The following is a 14912-nucleotide window of genomic DNA, read 5'->3' on the forward strand; positions in this document are numbered from 1 at the left end:
AGTCTCGCATGTGCGCGGCGGTTAGTCAGTGTCGACCAAGGTCGTGGCGTGGCGGGGTGTCGCAGGAACAGAACCGGGCGGTTCCGTGGTCAGTCCGGCTTGAATGCGATGTCGATCAAGCGGTGAAGTTCTTCGACTTCCAGCGGCGCTGCCGAAAATAGAATGCGGAACACCACCGGGGACACCACCAGATTGATCAGCCGATCCACGCTCGGCGCCGGTTCTTCGGGGTGGCGCTCGATGATGGTCTGCAACTGCGCGCCGATGATCGTCACGCAATAACCTGGCGTCGCGCTCGCCTGCACGTCGCGCATCATGTTACGCCCGGGTTCCGAACTCATTTCGTCGAGATATTGTTCGGCCCACGCACGGATATCGCTGCGCAGGCTGCCGGTTTCAGCCGGCTCGCTGTCGGGGCGCATGCGGGCGAGGGCGACGTCAGCCAGCAAGGCGGCCAGATCGCCCCAGCGTCGATAAATCGTCGACGGCGTCACGCCCGCACGCGCCGCGATTTGCGGGACGGTCACCGTTGAGCGCTCCTGTTCTTGCAGGAGTGCGCGGACTGCCGAGTGAATCGACTCTTGCACCCGGGCACTGCGACCGCCCGGGCGTAAACCTTCTTTAATAGCCATGCGGCAGACCTTAACACAAAGAATTTGCTTTAAGCGCAAGCCAAGAGCACACTCCGCAAAAGCAAAAAATTAGCTTTTGCGGAGTGTGCCCATGACCAGCCTTGCTTCCCACCGTTCCAGCCTGTGGTTTCTGGCGATCACCTTACTCAGTTTTCTCGCCGCTTCCACCGCGCCGACGCCGTTGTATCACCTGTATCAGGACCACCTGCATTTTTCGGCAGCGGTACTGACCCTGATTTTCGGCGTCTACGCGCTGAGTCTGCTGGCCGCGCTGCTGACGGTCGGCTCGTTGTCGGATCATTTGGGACGCAAGCCGGTGATTTTCACCGCGGTTGCCCTGAATGTCCTGGCGATGTTGCTGTTTATCTACGCCGACAGCGTGGGCTGGCTGATCGGCGCGCGAGTGCTGCAGGGATTTGCCACCGGCATGGCTACCGCCGTGTTGAGCGCGACGCTGCTGGACACTGACCGTCAACAAGGGCCGCTGATCAACAGCGTGGCACCGTTGCTTGGCATGGCGCTAGGTTCGATGGGCTGCGGTTTGCTGGTGGAATTCGCGCCTGCACCGCTGCAACTGACCTATTGGCTGCTGCTTGTGCTGTTTGTGTTGCAGGGCATTTATGTCTGGCGCTTACCGGAAAGTGTCTCGCCGCAAGCCGGAGCATGGGCCTCGCTGCGGCCGACCCTGCATGTGCCGGTTCAGGCGCGCTCGACGCTATGGCGAGTGTTGCCGCTGAACACCGCGACCTGGGCGCTCGGCGGTTTCTATGCCTCGCTCGCTCCATCGCTGGTACGCACGGCGACCGGTTCCACTTCCAATCTGATCGGCGGCGCGACCGTGGCGGCATTGACCGTTACCGGTGCCCTGATGATTTTCACTCTGCGCAATCGACCAGCCTCCCGGGCGCTGCAACTCGGCGCAAGCCTGCTGCCGGCCGGCATCGTGCTGATGCTGCTGGGCGTGCACAGCGCCAGTCTGTCGTTGTTCTTCTTCGGTACGCTGGTCGCCGGTTGTGGATTCGGCTCCGGGTTTCTGGGGGCGGTACGCAGTCTGGTGCCGCTGGCGTTGCCCCATGAGCGCGCAGGGTTGATGTCGGCATTCTATGTACTGAGTTACCTGGCGTTCTGTCTGCCGGCGTTGCTGGCCGGGCACTTCACCCACAGCCTGGGCCTGCTGGCGACCACCGATGTGTATGGCGCGGTACTGATCGTACTGGCGGTCGGCGCGCTGTTGATGAGTTTCCGTGCGCAGGCGGCCAAGACCTGCAGCGCGCCATAAGCCTGCGGATTCGGTTAGCCTTGGCCAGCCAACTCTTCTCACGGATCGACTCATGAAGATTATCCGCAGCAAGTCCTTCACCGCCGAGCGTGCCTGGGGCGCGCTCGACATCGCCAACATGAACGGCATCACCACGCGATTGCACTGGACCGACCAGCCGTACAAATGGCACGTCAACGACGGCGAGGAAGTGTTCGTGGTGCTCGACGGTCAGGTGCTCATGCACTACCGCGAAGAGGGCGAAGAAAAGCAGGTGCAACTCGATGTCGGTGACATCTTCTACGCGTCCGTCGGCACTGAGCATGTTGCCCATCCGCAAGGCGTCGCGCGGATTCTGGTGATCGAGACCGAAGGCAGCGTTTAGGCCTTTATCTACAAAATAGATAACAGTTAGAGAAATTACCCGTTATATAGATATTCGATTCAGTTCTACCATGGACTCAACCTCACCTGAGGACAGGAGTTCATGATGATTTGCCCCAACAGTGCCAAACCCGGTATCAAGCCTTTCAGTCAGCTTCAGCACCCGCGTGAAGTGATCCGTCAATTCACACCGAACTGGTTCGCCGCGACCATGGGTACCGGTGTGCTGGCGTTGGCGCTGGCGCAACTGCCCGTCGCCATCCCGGGGCTGCACGCCGTGGCCGAAGGGCTGTGGCTGTTCAACATTCTGTTGTTCGTGCTGTTTACCGCTGCCTACGCCGCACGCTGGATTCTGTTTTTTGATGAGGCGCGGCGGATCTTCGGGCACTCAACGGTTTCGATGTTCTTCGGCACCATTCCCATGGGCCTGGCGACCATCATCAACGGTTTTCTGCTGTTCGGCCTGCCGCGCTGGGGCGAGGGCGTCATTCATCTGGCTGAAGTGCTGTGGTGGCTGGACGTGGCGATGTCGCTGGCCTGTGGTGTGCTGATTCCCTACATGATGTTTACTCGCCAGGAACACAGCATCGATCAGATGACCGCCGTCTGGTTGTTGCCGGTGGTGGCGGCGGAAGTGGCGGCGGCCAGCGGTGGACTGCTCGCGCCGCATCTCGCCGACGCGCACTCGCAATTGGTAGTGCTGACGACCAGCTACGTGCTCTGGGCGTTTTCCCTGCCGGTGGCGTTCAGCATTCTGACCATTCTGCTGTTGCGCATGGCCCTGCACAAACTGCCTCACGAAAACATGGCCGCTTCGAGCTGGCTCGCTTTGGGGCCGATCGGCACCGGTGCCCTGGGCATGTTGCTGTTGGGCGGTGATGCGCCAGCGATCTTCGCGGCCAACGGTCTGCCGGGGATCGGTGAAATCGCTTCGGGCCTGGGCCTGGTGGCCGGAATCACGCTGTGGGGTTTTGGTCTGTGGTGGATGTTGATGGCACTGCTGATCACCGTGCGCTACCTGCGCGACGGCATCCCGTTCAATCTTGGCTGGTGGGGTTTTACCTTCCCGTTGGGCGTGTATTCGCTGGCGACCCTGAAATTGGGCAGCACGCTGAACCTGACTTTCTTCAGCGTGGCCGGTTGTGTGCTGGTGACGTTGCTGGCGGTGATGTGGCTGATCGTCGGCAAGCGCACATTGCAAGGCGCCTGGCGCGGCGAGCTGTTTGTTTCACCGTGCATTGCAGGTTTGAAGAAATAACCTGAAAAGTTTAGGTAAGGTGTGGCCTGGATCGCGGATCGACATTCCAATAAGCGTATCCAGGCCACTCGTTACCCAACATCAGGGACACACGGAAGATGAGTCACCCCTCACAGTTCAACCTGCTGCGTACCCGGCGCTTCCTGCCGTTCTTCATCACCCAGTCGCTGGGCGCGTTCAACGACAACGTGTTCAAGCAATCGCTGATCCTCGCCATTCTCTATCGGCTGACCATCGAAGGTGACCGCTCGATCTGGGTCAACCTGTGTGCGCTGCTGTTTATTCTGCCGTTCTTCCTGTTTTCGGCACTGGCGGGGCAGTTCGGGGAAAAGTTCGCCAAGGATGCGCTGATCCGTCTGATCAAACTGGCGGAAATTGCCATCATGGCCGTGGGATCCGTCGGCTTCCTGTTCGATCACCTGTCGTTGATGCTGGTGGCACTGTTCGCCATGGGCACGCACTCGGCGCTGTTCGGGCCGGTGAAGTACTCGATCCTGCCGCAGGCCTTGCACGAGGATGAGCTGGTTGGCGGCAACGGTCTGGTGGAAATGGGCACGTTTCTGGCGATTCTGGCCGGCACCATCGGCGCCGGGGTAATCATGTCCTCGTCGCACTATGCGCCGCTGGTATCGACCGCGATTGTCGGCATCGCCGTACTCGGTTACCTCGCCAGCCGCAGCATTCCCCGGGCGGCAGCCGCCTCGCCGGAAATGCGCCTGAACTGGAATATTTTCAGCCAGTCCTGGGCCACGCTGAAACTCGGGCTGGGCCAGACGCCTGCAGTGTCGCGCTCGATTGTCGGCAACTCGTGGTTCTGGTTCGTCGGGGCGATTTATCTGACGCAGATCCCGGCTTATGCGAAGGAATGGATGCACGGCGACGAAACCGTGGTCACCCTGATTCTTACCGTGTTTTCGGTCGGCATCGCCCTCGGGTCGATGCTTTGCGAGAAGCTTTCCGGGCGCAAGGTCGAGATCGGTCTGGTGCCGTTCGGCTCGTTCGGCCTGACGGTTTTCGGGCTGTTGCTGTGGTGGCATTCCGGTGGAATCCCGGAGAGCGCCGTTGGCCACAGCTGGACTGAAGTCCTCGGTTTCGGTCACGCCTGGGCTGTGCTGGTCGACATCCTCGGCCTCGGCATCTTTGGTGGTTTCTATATTGTGCCGCTGTATGCGCTGATCCAGTCGCGCACCGCCGAGAACGAGCGGGCGCGAGTGATCGCTGCCAACAACATTCTCAACGCGCTGTTTATGGTGATTTCGGCCATCGTCTCCATCGTGTTGCTGAGCGTGGTCAAGCTGTCGATTCCGCAGCTGTTCCTGGTGGTGTCGCTGCTGAACATCGGCGTCAACGCCTACATCTTCAAGATCGTCCCCGAGTTCAGCATGCGCTTCATGATCTGGCTGCTCAGCCATTCCATGTACCGCGTCGAGCATCGCAACCTTGAAGCGATTCCCGACGAGGGCGCGGCGTTGCTGGTGTGCAACCACGTTTCGTTCGTCGATGCCTTGCTGATTGGCGGCGCGGTGCGTCGGCCGATTCGCTTTGTCATGTACTACAAGATCTACAACCTGCCGGTGCTGAACTTTATCTTCCGTACGGCGGGGACGATTCCTATCGCCGGACGCCAGGAAGACATTCAGATCTACGAAAAGGCCTTCACCCGGATTGCCCGGTATCTGAAGGACGGTGAGCTGGTGTGCATCTTCCCCGAAGGCAAGTTGACCGCTGACGGTGAGATCAACGAGTTCAAAGGCGGGCTGACACGGATTCTCGAAGAAACGCCGGTGCCGGTGATTCCGCTGGCGTTGCAGGGGTTGTGGGGGAGTTTCTTCAGTCGCGATCCCAATAAAGGGCTGTTTCATCGGTTGTGGTCGCGGGTGACGCTGGTGGCGGGTTCGCCAGTGGCAGTCGAGTCAGCTCAGCCTGCCGAGTTGCAAGCGCTGGTCGGAGAGTTGCGCGGGGCAGTCAGGTAGCTGATGTGGGTGAAGCCGCCATCCCCGAAGGATGGCGGCAACGGTTCAGGCGCTGACCTTGAGCCCGATCAATCCGGTGATGATCAGTGCAACGCTGGCCAGCCGAATCAATGCCATCGACTCACCGAACAGTATGATCCCGGCAATCACCGTGCCCACGGCACCGACGCCAGTCCAGATCGCGTAAGCCGTGCCCAGCGGCAGTTCCTTCATCGCCAGACCCAACAGTCCAAGGCTGACTGCCATGGCTGCGACGGTGAGAACGGTCGGAAGTGGGCGAGTGAAGCCATCGGTGTATTTCAGGCCGACGGCCCAGCCGACTTCGAACAGACCGGCGAAAAACAGAATGATCCAGGACATGAAAGACCTCCATCGATTGACGGGGCCGTCCCCGGATTGAAAACTCGATTGAGCCGCAGGGTCGTCCCCGCGTGGCGCACATAGTACCTAATAATGTGCGCCGGGGACCCGGTCAGTCGGCAGGCTGCTGAGCCAGAGCCTCACGATCTTCCTTCTCACTCATCCGGCGGAAATACGTCGAAAGCAGCGCCCCGGAAATGTTGTGCCACACACTGAACAGCGCGCTCGGAACCGCCGCCAATGGTGAAAAGTGCGCACTGGCCAGCGCGGCACCCAGCCCCGAGTTCTGCATCCCGACCTCCAGCGCCAGGGACTTGCGCTGCGCCAGCGGCAAGCCGAACAGGCGTCCAGTGAAGTAACCCAGCAAGTAGCCGAAGCTGTTGTGCAGCATCACCACCGCCATAATCAGCAGGCCGGATTCGGCGATTTTCGCCTGACTGGCAGCCACCACGGCGGCGACGATGATCACGATGCTGATCACGGACACCAGCGGCAAAACCTCCACCGCGTGACGAACCCTGTCACCGAGCAGTCGTTGCGCCACCACGCCGAGTACGATCGGTAGCAGCACCACTTGCAGAATCGACCAGAACAATTCCATGAACGAAACCGGCAACCAGGCCGAGGCCAGCAGCCAGATCAGCGCCGGCGTCAGCAGCGGGGCGAGGAGGGTGGTGACGGCGGCGATGGCTACCGACAGCGCCAGATCGCCCCGGGCCAGCCAGGTCATGACGTTTGAAGAAGTGCCGCTCGGACAGCAACCGACCAGAATCACCCCGACGGCGATTTCCGGCGGTAGATGGAAAATCTGGCAGAGCAACCACGCCATACCCGGCATGATCACGAAATGCGCAACCACGCCCAGAGCCACTCGCCACGGATGGCGGGCGACGGCGGCGAAGTCGTCGAGTTTGAGGGTCAGGCCCATGCCGAACATCACCAGCCCGAGCAGCGGCACGATTGCGCCTTTCAGGTTGAGGAACCACGCCGGTTGCAGAAACGCGACCACGGCGAAAATCAGAACCCAGTAAGCGAAGGTGTTGCCGACAAAACGACTCAGTGCAGCCAGTGCGCGCATGGCCTGTTCCTTATTATGTGAAAACGCCACCGAAGCGGTGGCGTTTGAAGATAACTCAAAGACTGCGCAGAGGCTTAGATCCCCTGCGGCGTCTCTTCACCACCCAGTGCTTCAACCAGTGCCGGCAGGAAGTCGCCGAACGTCAGCATCATCAGGGTGAAGCTGGCGTCCAGTTGGCCGAGGGCTTCGTCGCCGCCGTCCTGTTCCGCCTGATCCTGCAGCAGGTCTTCGAACTTCAGGCGTTTGACGGTCATCTTGTCGTCGAGCATGAACGACAGTTTGTCCTGCCAGGCCAGCGACAGTTGAGTCACCACTTTGCCGGTGCTCAGGTGCAGCTGGATCTCTTCGCTGGTCAGGTCTTGACGCTTGCAACGCACGATGCCGCCGTCTTCGTGGGTGTCGCGCAGTTCGCACTCGTCCAGCACGAAGAAGTCCGGGGCGGCTTGCTGGGTGGTGACCCATTCGGTCATCACGGCGGTCGGCGCGGTTTTCACGGTCAGCGGGCGAACCGGCAGGGTGCCGATCACTTCGCGCAGGGTGGAGAGCAGGTCTTCGGCGCGTTTCGGGCTGGCCGAGTTGACCAGGATCAGGCCCTGTTTCGGCGCGATGGCAGCGAAGGTCGACGAGCGGCGGATGAAGGCGCGCGGCAGGAACGCCTGGATGATTTCATCCTTGATCTGATCGCGTTCCTTCTTATAGACCTTGCGCATCTGCTCGGCCTCAATCTCTTCGACCTTCTCCTTGACCGCGTCACGCACGACGCTGCCTGGCAGAATGCGTTCTTCCTTACGGGCGGAGATCAGCAGGAAGTCACCACTGACGTGCACCAGTGGCGCATCTTCGCCCTTGCCGAATGGCGCGACGAAACCGTAGGTGGTCAACTCCTGGCTTGCACATGGACGCGCCAGTTTGGTGGCCAGTGCAGTTTCCAGCGCCTCGGCATCGACAGGCAGGTCTTGGGTCAGGCGATAGATAAGCAGGTTCTTGAACCACATGGGGTGAGTCTCTCCTTTATACAAAGGGGGGCATTATTGTCTTCGCCGGGTCATAGGCCAACCCTTCTCTAAGCCTTTGGAAGGCCTGAGAAAATTATTTAAAAAAGTGCTTGCCAGAGGTTGGGTCGCTCCGTAGAATGCGCGCCACACCGAAGCGAAGGGTGATTAGCTCAGCTGGGAGAGCGTCTGCCTTACAAGCAGAATGTCGGCGGTTCGATCCCGTCATCACCCACCATTCGTTTCAAGTGTTTAGCGCAGCGGTAGTTCAGTCGGTTAGAATACCGGCCTGTCACGCCGGGGGTCGCGGGTTCGAGTCCCGTCCGCTGCGCCATATTCGGTAATCTGGAACACTGAACGCCAGGTCACCACGGAAGAACCCGCCAAGGCGGGTTTTTTTCTGCCTCGAGTTGTACATGCGGAATGTGTCGTTTCACCGGTTTTCGGATTTATTTGAAAAAAACTTCAATTAAATCAACACTTTACGAAAACTTGTGGCATAATGCGTCCCGTAACGAAGCGAAGGGTGATTAGCTCAGCTGGGAGAGCGTCTGCCTTACAAGCAGAATGTCGGCGGTTCGATCCCGTCATCACCCACCATTCGTTTCAAGCGTTTCGCGCAGCGGTAGTTCAGTCGGTTAGAATACCGGCCTGTCACGCCGGGGGTCGCGGGTTCGAGTCCCGTCCGCTGCGCCATATTCGGTAACCTGGAACACTGAACGCCAGGTCACCACGGAAAGCCCGCCCAGTGCGGGCTTTTTGCTGTCTGGTGATTGGCTTTTGGCTCGTTCGGGCAAAAAAAAGCGACCTGCGGGTCGCTTTTTTCGTTTCTGCGGTTTGTTACTGGCTGGCGTTGCGACTGTGCCGGTAATCACTCACTGCTTCATACACCGCTTTGCGCAGGCGATTGATCCCGCCAATCGGGCGATGGGCCTCGATGCCGAACCATGGATTGAACGACAGGTTGTCGCATTGCAGGTTCAGGGCCGGGGTGTCGAAGTCCTGCGGGGGCAGGGTGATTCTGGCTACGGTTTGGAACGGACTGTCCTGTTCGCGCCATTCGATGCTGGTGTCTTCGATCGGCATGTACTTGTTCGCGTCCTGACGCTGGATCTGCAACACAAAACAGGCGGGCACCCGATCCGTGGACAGTTGCTGATTCAGCGCACTGCGCAGGAAGTTCGGCAGATCCTGGTTTTGCTTCGGCAGCGTGTACGCCGGGCAGTTGTCCGGATCCGGCATCACCCGGAACTTCGCATTGGCCTCGCCGAACTTGTAAGGCGATACCGAAAAGTAGGTCGTACGCGTCGGGCTCTCTGGCGGCGGAGAAAGCGTTGCCAGCGCAATGAACAAATGCCTGATCTGCCAGTTTCGCGGGTCCCAGCCCGGAAAGAACGCCATGACCTTTTTGCCGTCAGCCTGCGCCGCCACATTCTGACGATATTCAGCGACATCGCTGACGAAGAAATTCGGATGGCTGAACATCACGAAATCCTGCTCGTGCAGGCCCTGACGGTCACCCAGCAACTGTTTGCCCGGCACATCGAGCAATTTTATCGCCATGCCCCGGGCATCGCGGATGCTGTCGAATTGCGGATAGGCGTTACCGTTGGACAGACGCATCGTCGCCTGCCAGATCTTGCCCGGCTCGCTGAACACACCGCGCCGCAGATCCTGAGCCAGATCCGGCAGCACTTGCACGTCGGCCTTCACACAACCGTGAGCCTTGGCATGGGCGTCGCGCAGAAAACGCGTACTTTCCCGGTGCTGATCGACAATTCGCACAGCGGTCTGGATCACGTCCTGCGTCATGGCCGCTTCACCGTCCGGAATCTGCTCCAGTGCCGATACCGGTCCCCGGTGCTCCCAGGTAAACCAGGCGGTTGCCAAAGCCCAGCCGATCAGTCCGATCAACAGCAAAAACAGCAGGGTTTTACCCAGCAACCGCCCCAGCCACAACCAGAATCGCGCCAGCATCGATGGTTTCTTGAACGAATTGAAGATCATGGCAATTGCGCCTCCAGCGGGCCGCCCAGCACTTTCAGATATTCCAGCAGCGCCCAGCGCTCCTCAGGCTGCAACAATCGTCCGATGACCCCGTTACCACGCTCGCCGGCGCGAAATTCATGGCCACTGTTGTGGTTGCCGGTGATGCGCGTGTCGAACAGGAAAGCGTTGGTAAAGGCTTCGGTGCGATAACCCAGATGGCGAGGGTCGTATTCCAGAGTGCCTTTATAGAAAGTGGTGGAGCGTTCATCCTGCGGCGACAGCAGTTGATACAGGCTCGGCACCGAGCCGTTGTGCAGGAATGGCGGGGTGGCCCACACGCCAGCGAGCGGACGAGCCTTGTAGGCGACTTTCTCGCGGACGCCGATGGGCAGGCCGAAACCGTCGAGTTCTGGTTTTTCCTGCGCTGTGACGCCCGCTTCACGATAAGCGCGGTTTTCAACGAACGCCGTCACGTAAGCCAGGCCCTTGGCCACGGATAACTGGCTGAGATCGAGTGGTTCTTTGGGCGTGGGATGCAACTTCACGTCCATTTTCTCCAGTTCCGCCAGATTCCATTGCAGCGCTGTCAGGTCGAAACGGTGGTTGGCGATGTTGTTGGCCGCATTCGGATCGGTGCCGATGACGTCCACCGGCAGCATGTGCAGATGCTGGACCCAGCGTTCGCCTTCTTGCGTCACCCGAGGCACATGGCAGCCAGCACAGTTTTCGGCAAACAGTGTTCGACCCTTGGCCGCCAGTGGTTTGTCGACTTTGCCAAACAGTTCTTCTGGCCATGCGGGTGGCTGAAGCTTTTGCAGGGTTTCTTCGATCTTGTGCAGATCGCGTACGCGCACGCTCGAGGCATAACGTTCATCGCCCTGCAGCGGCTGGCCGTTGGCATCGAAGAAATTCAAGGTCGCGCCAACCCCCAGCGCCTCGCCGATGTTGCGCGCCATCGGCTGCTGCGCCGAGCCATTCCATTGCACCCAGTCAAAGGTCCACATGTCCCACAGTTGCGGGTAATCCACTGGAGCGTTGGCCACGCGATAGTTGGTGGGGGAGATTGCATCGCCGAAGGTTGCGTTGGCGATGCGCCCGAATGCATCGGTGCGTCCCGGGCCTTCCTCGGTGGGGTAGAGGCCGCGATGGGTGTCGTTCCACGCCACTTTCAGGAATGTATTCAGCGAGCTTTTGAAATCTTTGCGCAATTGTTCGTGCCGCGCGTCGTAGTCGTTACCCAATACGTTCCGGGCGAAGCGTTCAAATTTCCAGGGGTTGTAGTAAGTGGAAGCCAGACTGGCAACCAAGGCCTGTCCGAAACTGCCTCCGCGCAATGTAGGAACGCTGGAAGGCAACACGTGCTGCGCCGAGCCGCCGTCGATGCGCACCGCCTGGCCATTGAGATGCAGTTCACCGGTGTGGCAGGCCGCGCAGGTGATGTCCAGATATTGCTCAGCGCTGCCCGGATTCTGATGTCGGGTGAAACCCACCGGCAGATTCCCCGGGTTGTTCGGCGTGGCTTTTTGCTGCGGATCGACCAGAAAACCGAAGCGTGCGAGGTATTCCGGGGAGGCGAAACGTTGCTGCGAGAACGGCAGTTCCAGGGCCTGGAACCACTCATAACGTAGCCCTTTGACCTGGGTGCCTTGCGGCGTGAAGTAATAGGTTTGACGCTGTTCATCGCTCCATTGCTGGAGGTAATGCACCTGTTTTACGGGGGCGGGGAAGGGCAGTTTCGGATTGGCGACATAGTAGAGAACCACCGCCAGGACCAGTCCCAGCAGTACCACGATCAGCGTCAGCACACGGAATAAGAGGCGCAAGATGAACATCCTTGTCGAGTTGTTGCGCTGTTATGCCTGAGCCGAGTCGTGTGCGGCAAGTGGCCATTACGCCAAGTGTTGTGGGAAGGGGCATCGGTCACTGTCAGGGCAAGATGACAGAAGCTTCATCATGGCTTTGCTCAAATGCTTTTTAATCCCTGAACTTATCGGAAGATTCCTGCTCTCATGCCGGTAGCCATTGGTCGTGGCGGCCTGATAAGCTCGCGGCTTTACTCGATTGCCCTTTCGGCGCATGAACAAGGAAATAGCATGAAACAGCATCGGTTGGCGGCGGCGGTTGCCCTGGTTAGCCTGGTCCTCGCGGGTTGTGATTCGCAGACCAGCGTAGAGCTGAAAACCCCGGCGCAAAAAGCTTCCTACGGTATCGGCCTGAACATGGGCAAGAGCCTTGCTCAGGAAGGCATGGATGATCTGGACTCCAAAGCGGTAGCCCAGGGCATTGAAGATGCCGTCGGCAAGAAAGAACAGAAGCTGAAAGATGAAGATCTGGTCGAAGCCTTCGCTGCACTGCAAAAGCGTGCCGAAGAGCGCATGGCCAAGATGAGTGAAGAGTCGGCAGCCGCCGGCAAGAAATTCCTCGAAGAAAACGGCAAGAAAGCCGGCGTGACCACCACCGCTTCCGGTCTGCAGTACGAAGTGGTCAAGAAAGCCGACGGCCCACAGCCCAAGCCTACCGACGTAGTGACCGTTCACTACACCGGCAAGCTGACCAACGGCACCGTATTCGACAGCTCCGTCGAGCGCGGCAGCCCGATCGATCTGCCGGTCAGCGGCGTGATCCCGGGTTGGGTCGAAGGCCTGCAACTGATGCACGTTGGCGAGAAGTACAAGCTGTACATCCCTAGCGATCTGGCTTACGGCGCCCAATCGCCAAGTCCGGCGATTCCGGCCAACTCGGTCCTGGTTTTCGACCTGGAACTGCTGGCCATCAAGGATCCATCCAAGGAAGACGCCGCAGCCAAGTAATTGGCCCCGGTTTCGACAACAACGCCTCGCTAATGCGGGGCGTTGTTGCATCTGGTCGGCGCCCGGCGTAAACAGAGCGAACCGACAGGCGCCACGACAGTCCTAGACTTTGTAGCTGCCCGCGCTAGACGCCCTGAGCCGCCAAGTCAATGAAATATTGGGGTTTTTTATGTGAGTAAAAAACGCCCGATCTGAGCGCAGCCCTTATGAACCGGGGCTCTCAGCGTTGAAATGCAGCTCTGTTCACAAGGTTATCCACAATTTGTGTGGATAACATTTCAACGGGAGAAATAGATGAAAGCTCCATGGAATTTCGCCCGATTCCTGCCGTTGGCCGGACGACTCCTGGCCCGTGGCCGCTTGCCGACGCTGTTGTTTGCCGTGGCCAGCAAAGGCGCCGCCCAGGGTAATCGTCTCGGCAAACTGAAGGATGATCTGCGATTGCTCCAGGCCCTGTGCCTGGCGTACTGGCGTGGCGAGTATCGCGCAATCAGTCCCAAGGCAATGATTTCGGTCGTTGCGGGCCTGATGTACTTCCTCAGCCCGGTGGATGCGATCCCGGATTTCATTCCCGTTTTCGGCATGCTTGATGACATAGCCGTCCTTGCCTGGGTGATGAAAACCCTCGACGACGAGCTCAGTGCGTTCCGTTTGTGGCGCCAACGGCAGGCGCCGGAAAAGCTAAGAGTTGTCGAACGCCTGCCCGATACGCCCGAACAACTTCAGCTTCAGGGTCCGAAAAAGTCCTGAATCGCGACAGCCTCTTATACAGATAGATACCCCCCACGACCTTGGCCGCTGTTAGGATTACACTTCTAGGGAAAAGTGCCGACTCGCTAAGCGTTGTTGTCCTACGGGGTAGTCATGGATATTCAGATAATTGCACGCGATGGCGAACCCGAATATGCGGTTCTGCCATGGGCTCAGTATCAGGCTCTACTGAAAGCAGCAGGCATTAACGAAGCACCGTCGCAACCGGCTCCAGCGCCGCTTGCGGCCACACCGGACCCGATTCTTCCAGGTCTGGATCAGTTACGCAGTTTGCGCGAAGGGAAGGGCATCGCCATCGAGGCGCTCGCCCGCACGGTAGGCATCAGCCCGTCTTACCTGGCCATGATCGAAAGCGGTGAGCGTCTGCCCGACGCTGCGATTCGCCGCAGCCTGGCCTGGGAGTTGACGGTGCCAGGGTGGAGGGAACAATCGTGAGCGTACGCATCAGTCGTCAACATTGGGACGGATTGCTGGGGGAGCTGGACCAGGCGCGCAGGCAGCGCCATCTTCTGACCTATCGAGCCTTGCTCGAACGTCTGCAACTGCCGACGCCGGCGATGCAGACCCTGACTGCTGCACTGGAGCATCTGGCTGCGCTGGACGCGAAAGCCGAACAACCGTTGCGCAGTTCGCTGGTGATCAGCCAGGGCGCCAGTCGCCTGCCACGCACCGGTTTCTTTGAATGTGTCGAGCGTCTGGGGCGATTTTCCGGCCCGTCCGATGGTGTTGCCGCCGCCTCATGGCATGCCTCGGAAGTGGTGCGGGTCTTTGAGTACGAGTACCCGGAATCGGCGGAGGCCTGAGTGTTTTTACGACTCAAGGCGCGGGCAAGTTACTGGCTGGCCCGCAGGCTGTTTCACTGGTCGTGGTTTGTCCGTCAGCCCCGAGGCTGGCGTTGGCTCGAAGGGCAGTTTGCGCGCATGGCCAACCTGGGTGATGTTGGCGCGCAAAGCTTCTACGGGCACATCCTGACGTTTCGCGGTGTTGGCCTGGGGGCGCGTGAGGAGGGTGTCCGGTTGCTGCGGCTGGCGGCGCTGGCCGGGGATGGCAAGGCCGCGTATCAAGTCGGTGTCATCAGTCTTGCCGGTACACCGAGCAAGGCTCCGGACCCTTTGGAAGCGGCTCGTTGGTGGACCATGGCCGCCAAGGCCGGACATCCGTTGGCAGAGCTCAAATTGAAAGAGCTGACCGGCCGGCATTCTTCTTCGTAAATAGTCATCTGTTCCGCGAGCGGGGCGAGAGGGAAACCTCCCGCCCCGTTTTTGCGTCCGCTGTTCGATAAAGTTCAGTTACAGACTTCTCCTACATCCTTCGCCTACTCGCCTGACTTCTTTTCTGTTTGATCCCCCGCAAAGTCCTTCGCCTGATTTTTGCGCGAGGGAACGCCCATGTTCGACCCGGTTTTTC

Annotated in this window: 15 protein-coding genes and 4 tRNA genes; 13 read left to right on the forward strand and 6 right to left on the reverse strand. The window is 59.5% G+C overall.

Translation table 11 applies throughout. The features are described 5' to 3' along the window. Positions 1 to 89: 89 nt before the first annotated feature. Entirely contained in the window at positions 90 to 632 is a 543-nt protein-coding gene (locus IF189_RS08620; RefSeq protein WP_192553124.1) for a TetR/AcrR family transcriptional regulator, read from the reverse strand. A 91-nt stretch (positions 633 to 723) separates the two neighbouring features. Between IF189_RS08620 and IF189_RS08625 the strand changes: the two genes are divergently transcribed. The 4 genes from IF189_RS08625 (at position 724) to IF189_RS08640 (ending at position 5505) form a co-directional block, all read left to right on the forward strand. Further along, a complete protein-coding gene (locus tag IF189_RS08625) occupies positions 724 to 1911 on the forward strand; it encodes an MFS transporter (RefSeq protein WP_134825944.1) in 1188 nt (395 codons plus the stop codon). A 52-nt stretch (positions 1912 to 1963) separates the two neighbouring features. Further along, a complete protein-coding gene (locus IF189_RS08630) occupies positions 1964 to 2275 on the forward strand; it encodes a cupin domain-containing protein (protein WP_134825945.1) in 312 nt (103 codons plus the stop codon). A 105-nt stretch (positions 2276 to 2380) separates the two neighbouring features. Continuing rightward, complete coding sequence (locus IF189_RS08635) at positions 2381 to 3532, forward strand: TDT family transporter (RefSeq protein WP_192553125.1); 1152 nt, start codon at positions 2381 to 2383, stop codon at positions 3530 to 3532. A 98-nt stretch (positions 3533 to 3630) separates the two neighbouring features. Beyond that, positions 3631 to 5505, forward strand: coding sequence for an MFS transporter (locus tag IF189_RS08640; RefSeq protein ID WP_192553126.1), 1875 nt, complete (start codon positions 3631 to 3633; stop codon positions 5503 to 5505). 45 nt (positions 5506 to 5550) lie between these two features. Here the strand turns inward: IF189_RS08640 and sugE are convergent, their stop codons facing one another. The 3 genes from sugE to rdgC all read right to left on the reverse strand — a co-directional run bounded on the left by sugE (position 5551) and on the right by rdgC (position 7938). Next, entirely contained in the window at positions 5551 to 5865 is a 315-nt protein-coding gene (gene sugE, locus IF189_RS08645) for a quaternary ammonium compound efflux SMR transporter SugE (RefSeq protein WP_085682912.1), read from the reverse strand. A gap of 112 nt (positions 5866 to 5977) precedes the next feature. Beyond that, positions 5978 to 6943: a bile acid:sodium symporter family protein gene (locus IF189_RS08650; RefSeq protein ID WP_134825948.1), complete on the reverse strand. Its 966-nt coding sequence runs from the start codon at positions 6941 to 6943 to the stop codon at positions 5978 to 5980. A 74-nt stretch (positions 6944 to 7017) separates the two neighbouring features. Beyond that, on the reverse strand, positions 7018 to 7938 hold the full coding sequence (gene rdgC, locus IF189_RS08655; RefSeq protein ID WP_007950430.1) for a recombination-associated protein RdgC: 921 nt from the start codon (positions 7936 to 7938) through the stop codon (positions 7018 to 7020). A 159-nt stretch (positions 7939 to 8097) separates the two neighbouring features. Between rdgC and IF189_RS08660 the strand changes: the two genes are divergently transcribed. From IF189_RS08660 to IF189_RS08675, 4 genes are all read left to right on the forward strand, one after another. Beyond that, positions 8098 to 8173: transfer RNA gene (locus IF189_RS08660), tRNA-Val, on the forward strand. Between the two features lie 19 nt (positions 8174 to 8192). Then, positions 8193 to 8269: transfer RNA gene (locus IF189_RS08665), tRNA-Asp, on the forward strand. A gap of 190 nt (positions 8270 to 8459) precedes the next feature. Continuing rightward, positions 8460 to 8535, forward strand: a tRNA-Val gene (locus IF189_RS08670). Between the two features lie 19 nt (positions 8536 to 8554). Next, positions 8555 to 8631: transfer RNA gene (locus IF189_RS08675), tRNA-Asp, on the forward strand. Positions 8632 to 8775: 144 nt separating this feature from the next. Here IF189_RS08675 and IF189_RS08680 read toward each other — a convergent pair. Beyond that, complete coding sequence (locus IF189_RS08680) at positions 8776 to 9912, reverse strand: catalase family protein (protein WP_192553565.1); 1137 nt, start codon at positions 9910 to 9912, stop codon at positions 8776 to 8778. Between the two features lie 26 nt (positions 9913 to 9938). After that, on the reverse strand, positions 9939 to 11747 hold the full coding sequence (locus IF189_RS08685) for a di-heme-cytochrome C peroxidase (protein ID WP_192553127.1): 1809 nt from the start codon (positions 11745 to 11747) through the stop codon (positions 9939 to 9941). Positions 11748 to 12017: 270 nt separating this feature from the next. Here IF189_RS08685 and IF189_RS08690 point away from each other — a divergent pair, with 270 nt between their 5' ends. From IF189_RS08690 to IF189_RS08710, 5 genes are all read left to right on the forward strand, one after another. Beyond that, positions 12018 to 12734, forward strand: a complete 717-nt coding sequence (locus tag IF189_RS08690; protein WP_085710609.1) for an FKBP-type peptidyl-prolyl cis-trans isomerase — start codon at positions 12018 to 12020, stop codon at positions 12732 to 12734. Positions 12735 to 13028: 294 nt separating this feature from the next. Continuing rightward, entirely contained in the window at positions 13029 to 13484 is a 456-nt protein-coding gene (locus IF189_RS08695) for a YkvA family protein (protein ID WP_114881973.1), read from the forward strand. A 114-nt stretch (positions 13485 to 13598) separates the two neighbouring features. Beyond that, complete coding sequence (locus IF189_RS08700) at positions 13599 to 13940, forward strand: helix-turn-helix domain-containing protein (RefSeq protein ID WP_007950435.1); 342 nt, start codon at positions 13599 to 13601, stop codon at positions 13938 to 13940. Continuing rightward, a complete protein-coding gene (locus tag IF189_RS08705; RefSeq protein ID WP_003223109.1) occupies positions 13937 to 14308 on the forward strand; it encodes a hypothetical protein in 372 nt (123 codons plus the stop codon). The genes IF189_RS08700 and IF189_RS08705 overlap by 4 nt, the downstream gene beginning before the upstream one ends. After that, on the forward strand, positions 14309 to 14716 hold the full coding sequence (locus IF189_RS08710; protein WP_134825950.1) for an SEL1-like repeat protein: 408 nt from the start codon (positions 14309 to 14311) through the stop codon (positions 14714 to 14716). Positions 14717 to 14912 lie beyond the last annotated feature (196 nt).

This window comes from Pseudomonas sp. IzPS59, assembly GCF_014863505.1.
In the GTDB taxonomy this organism is placed as follows: domain Bacteria; phylum Pseudomonadota; class Gammaproteobacteria; order Pseudomonadales; family Pseudomonadaceae; genus Aquipseudomonas; species Aquipseudomonas kribbensis.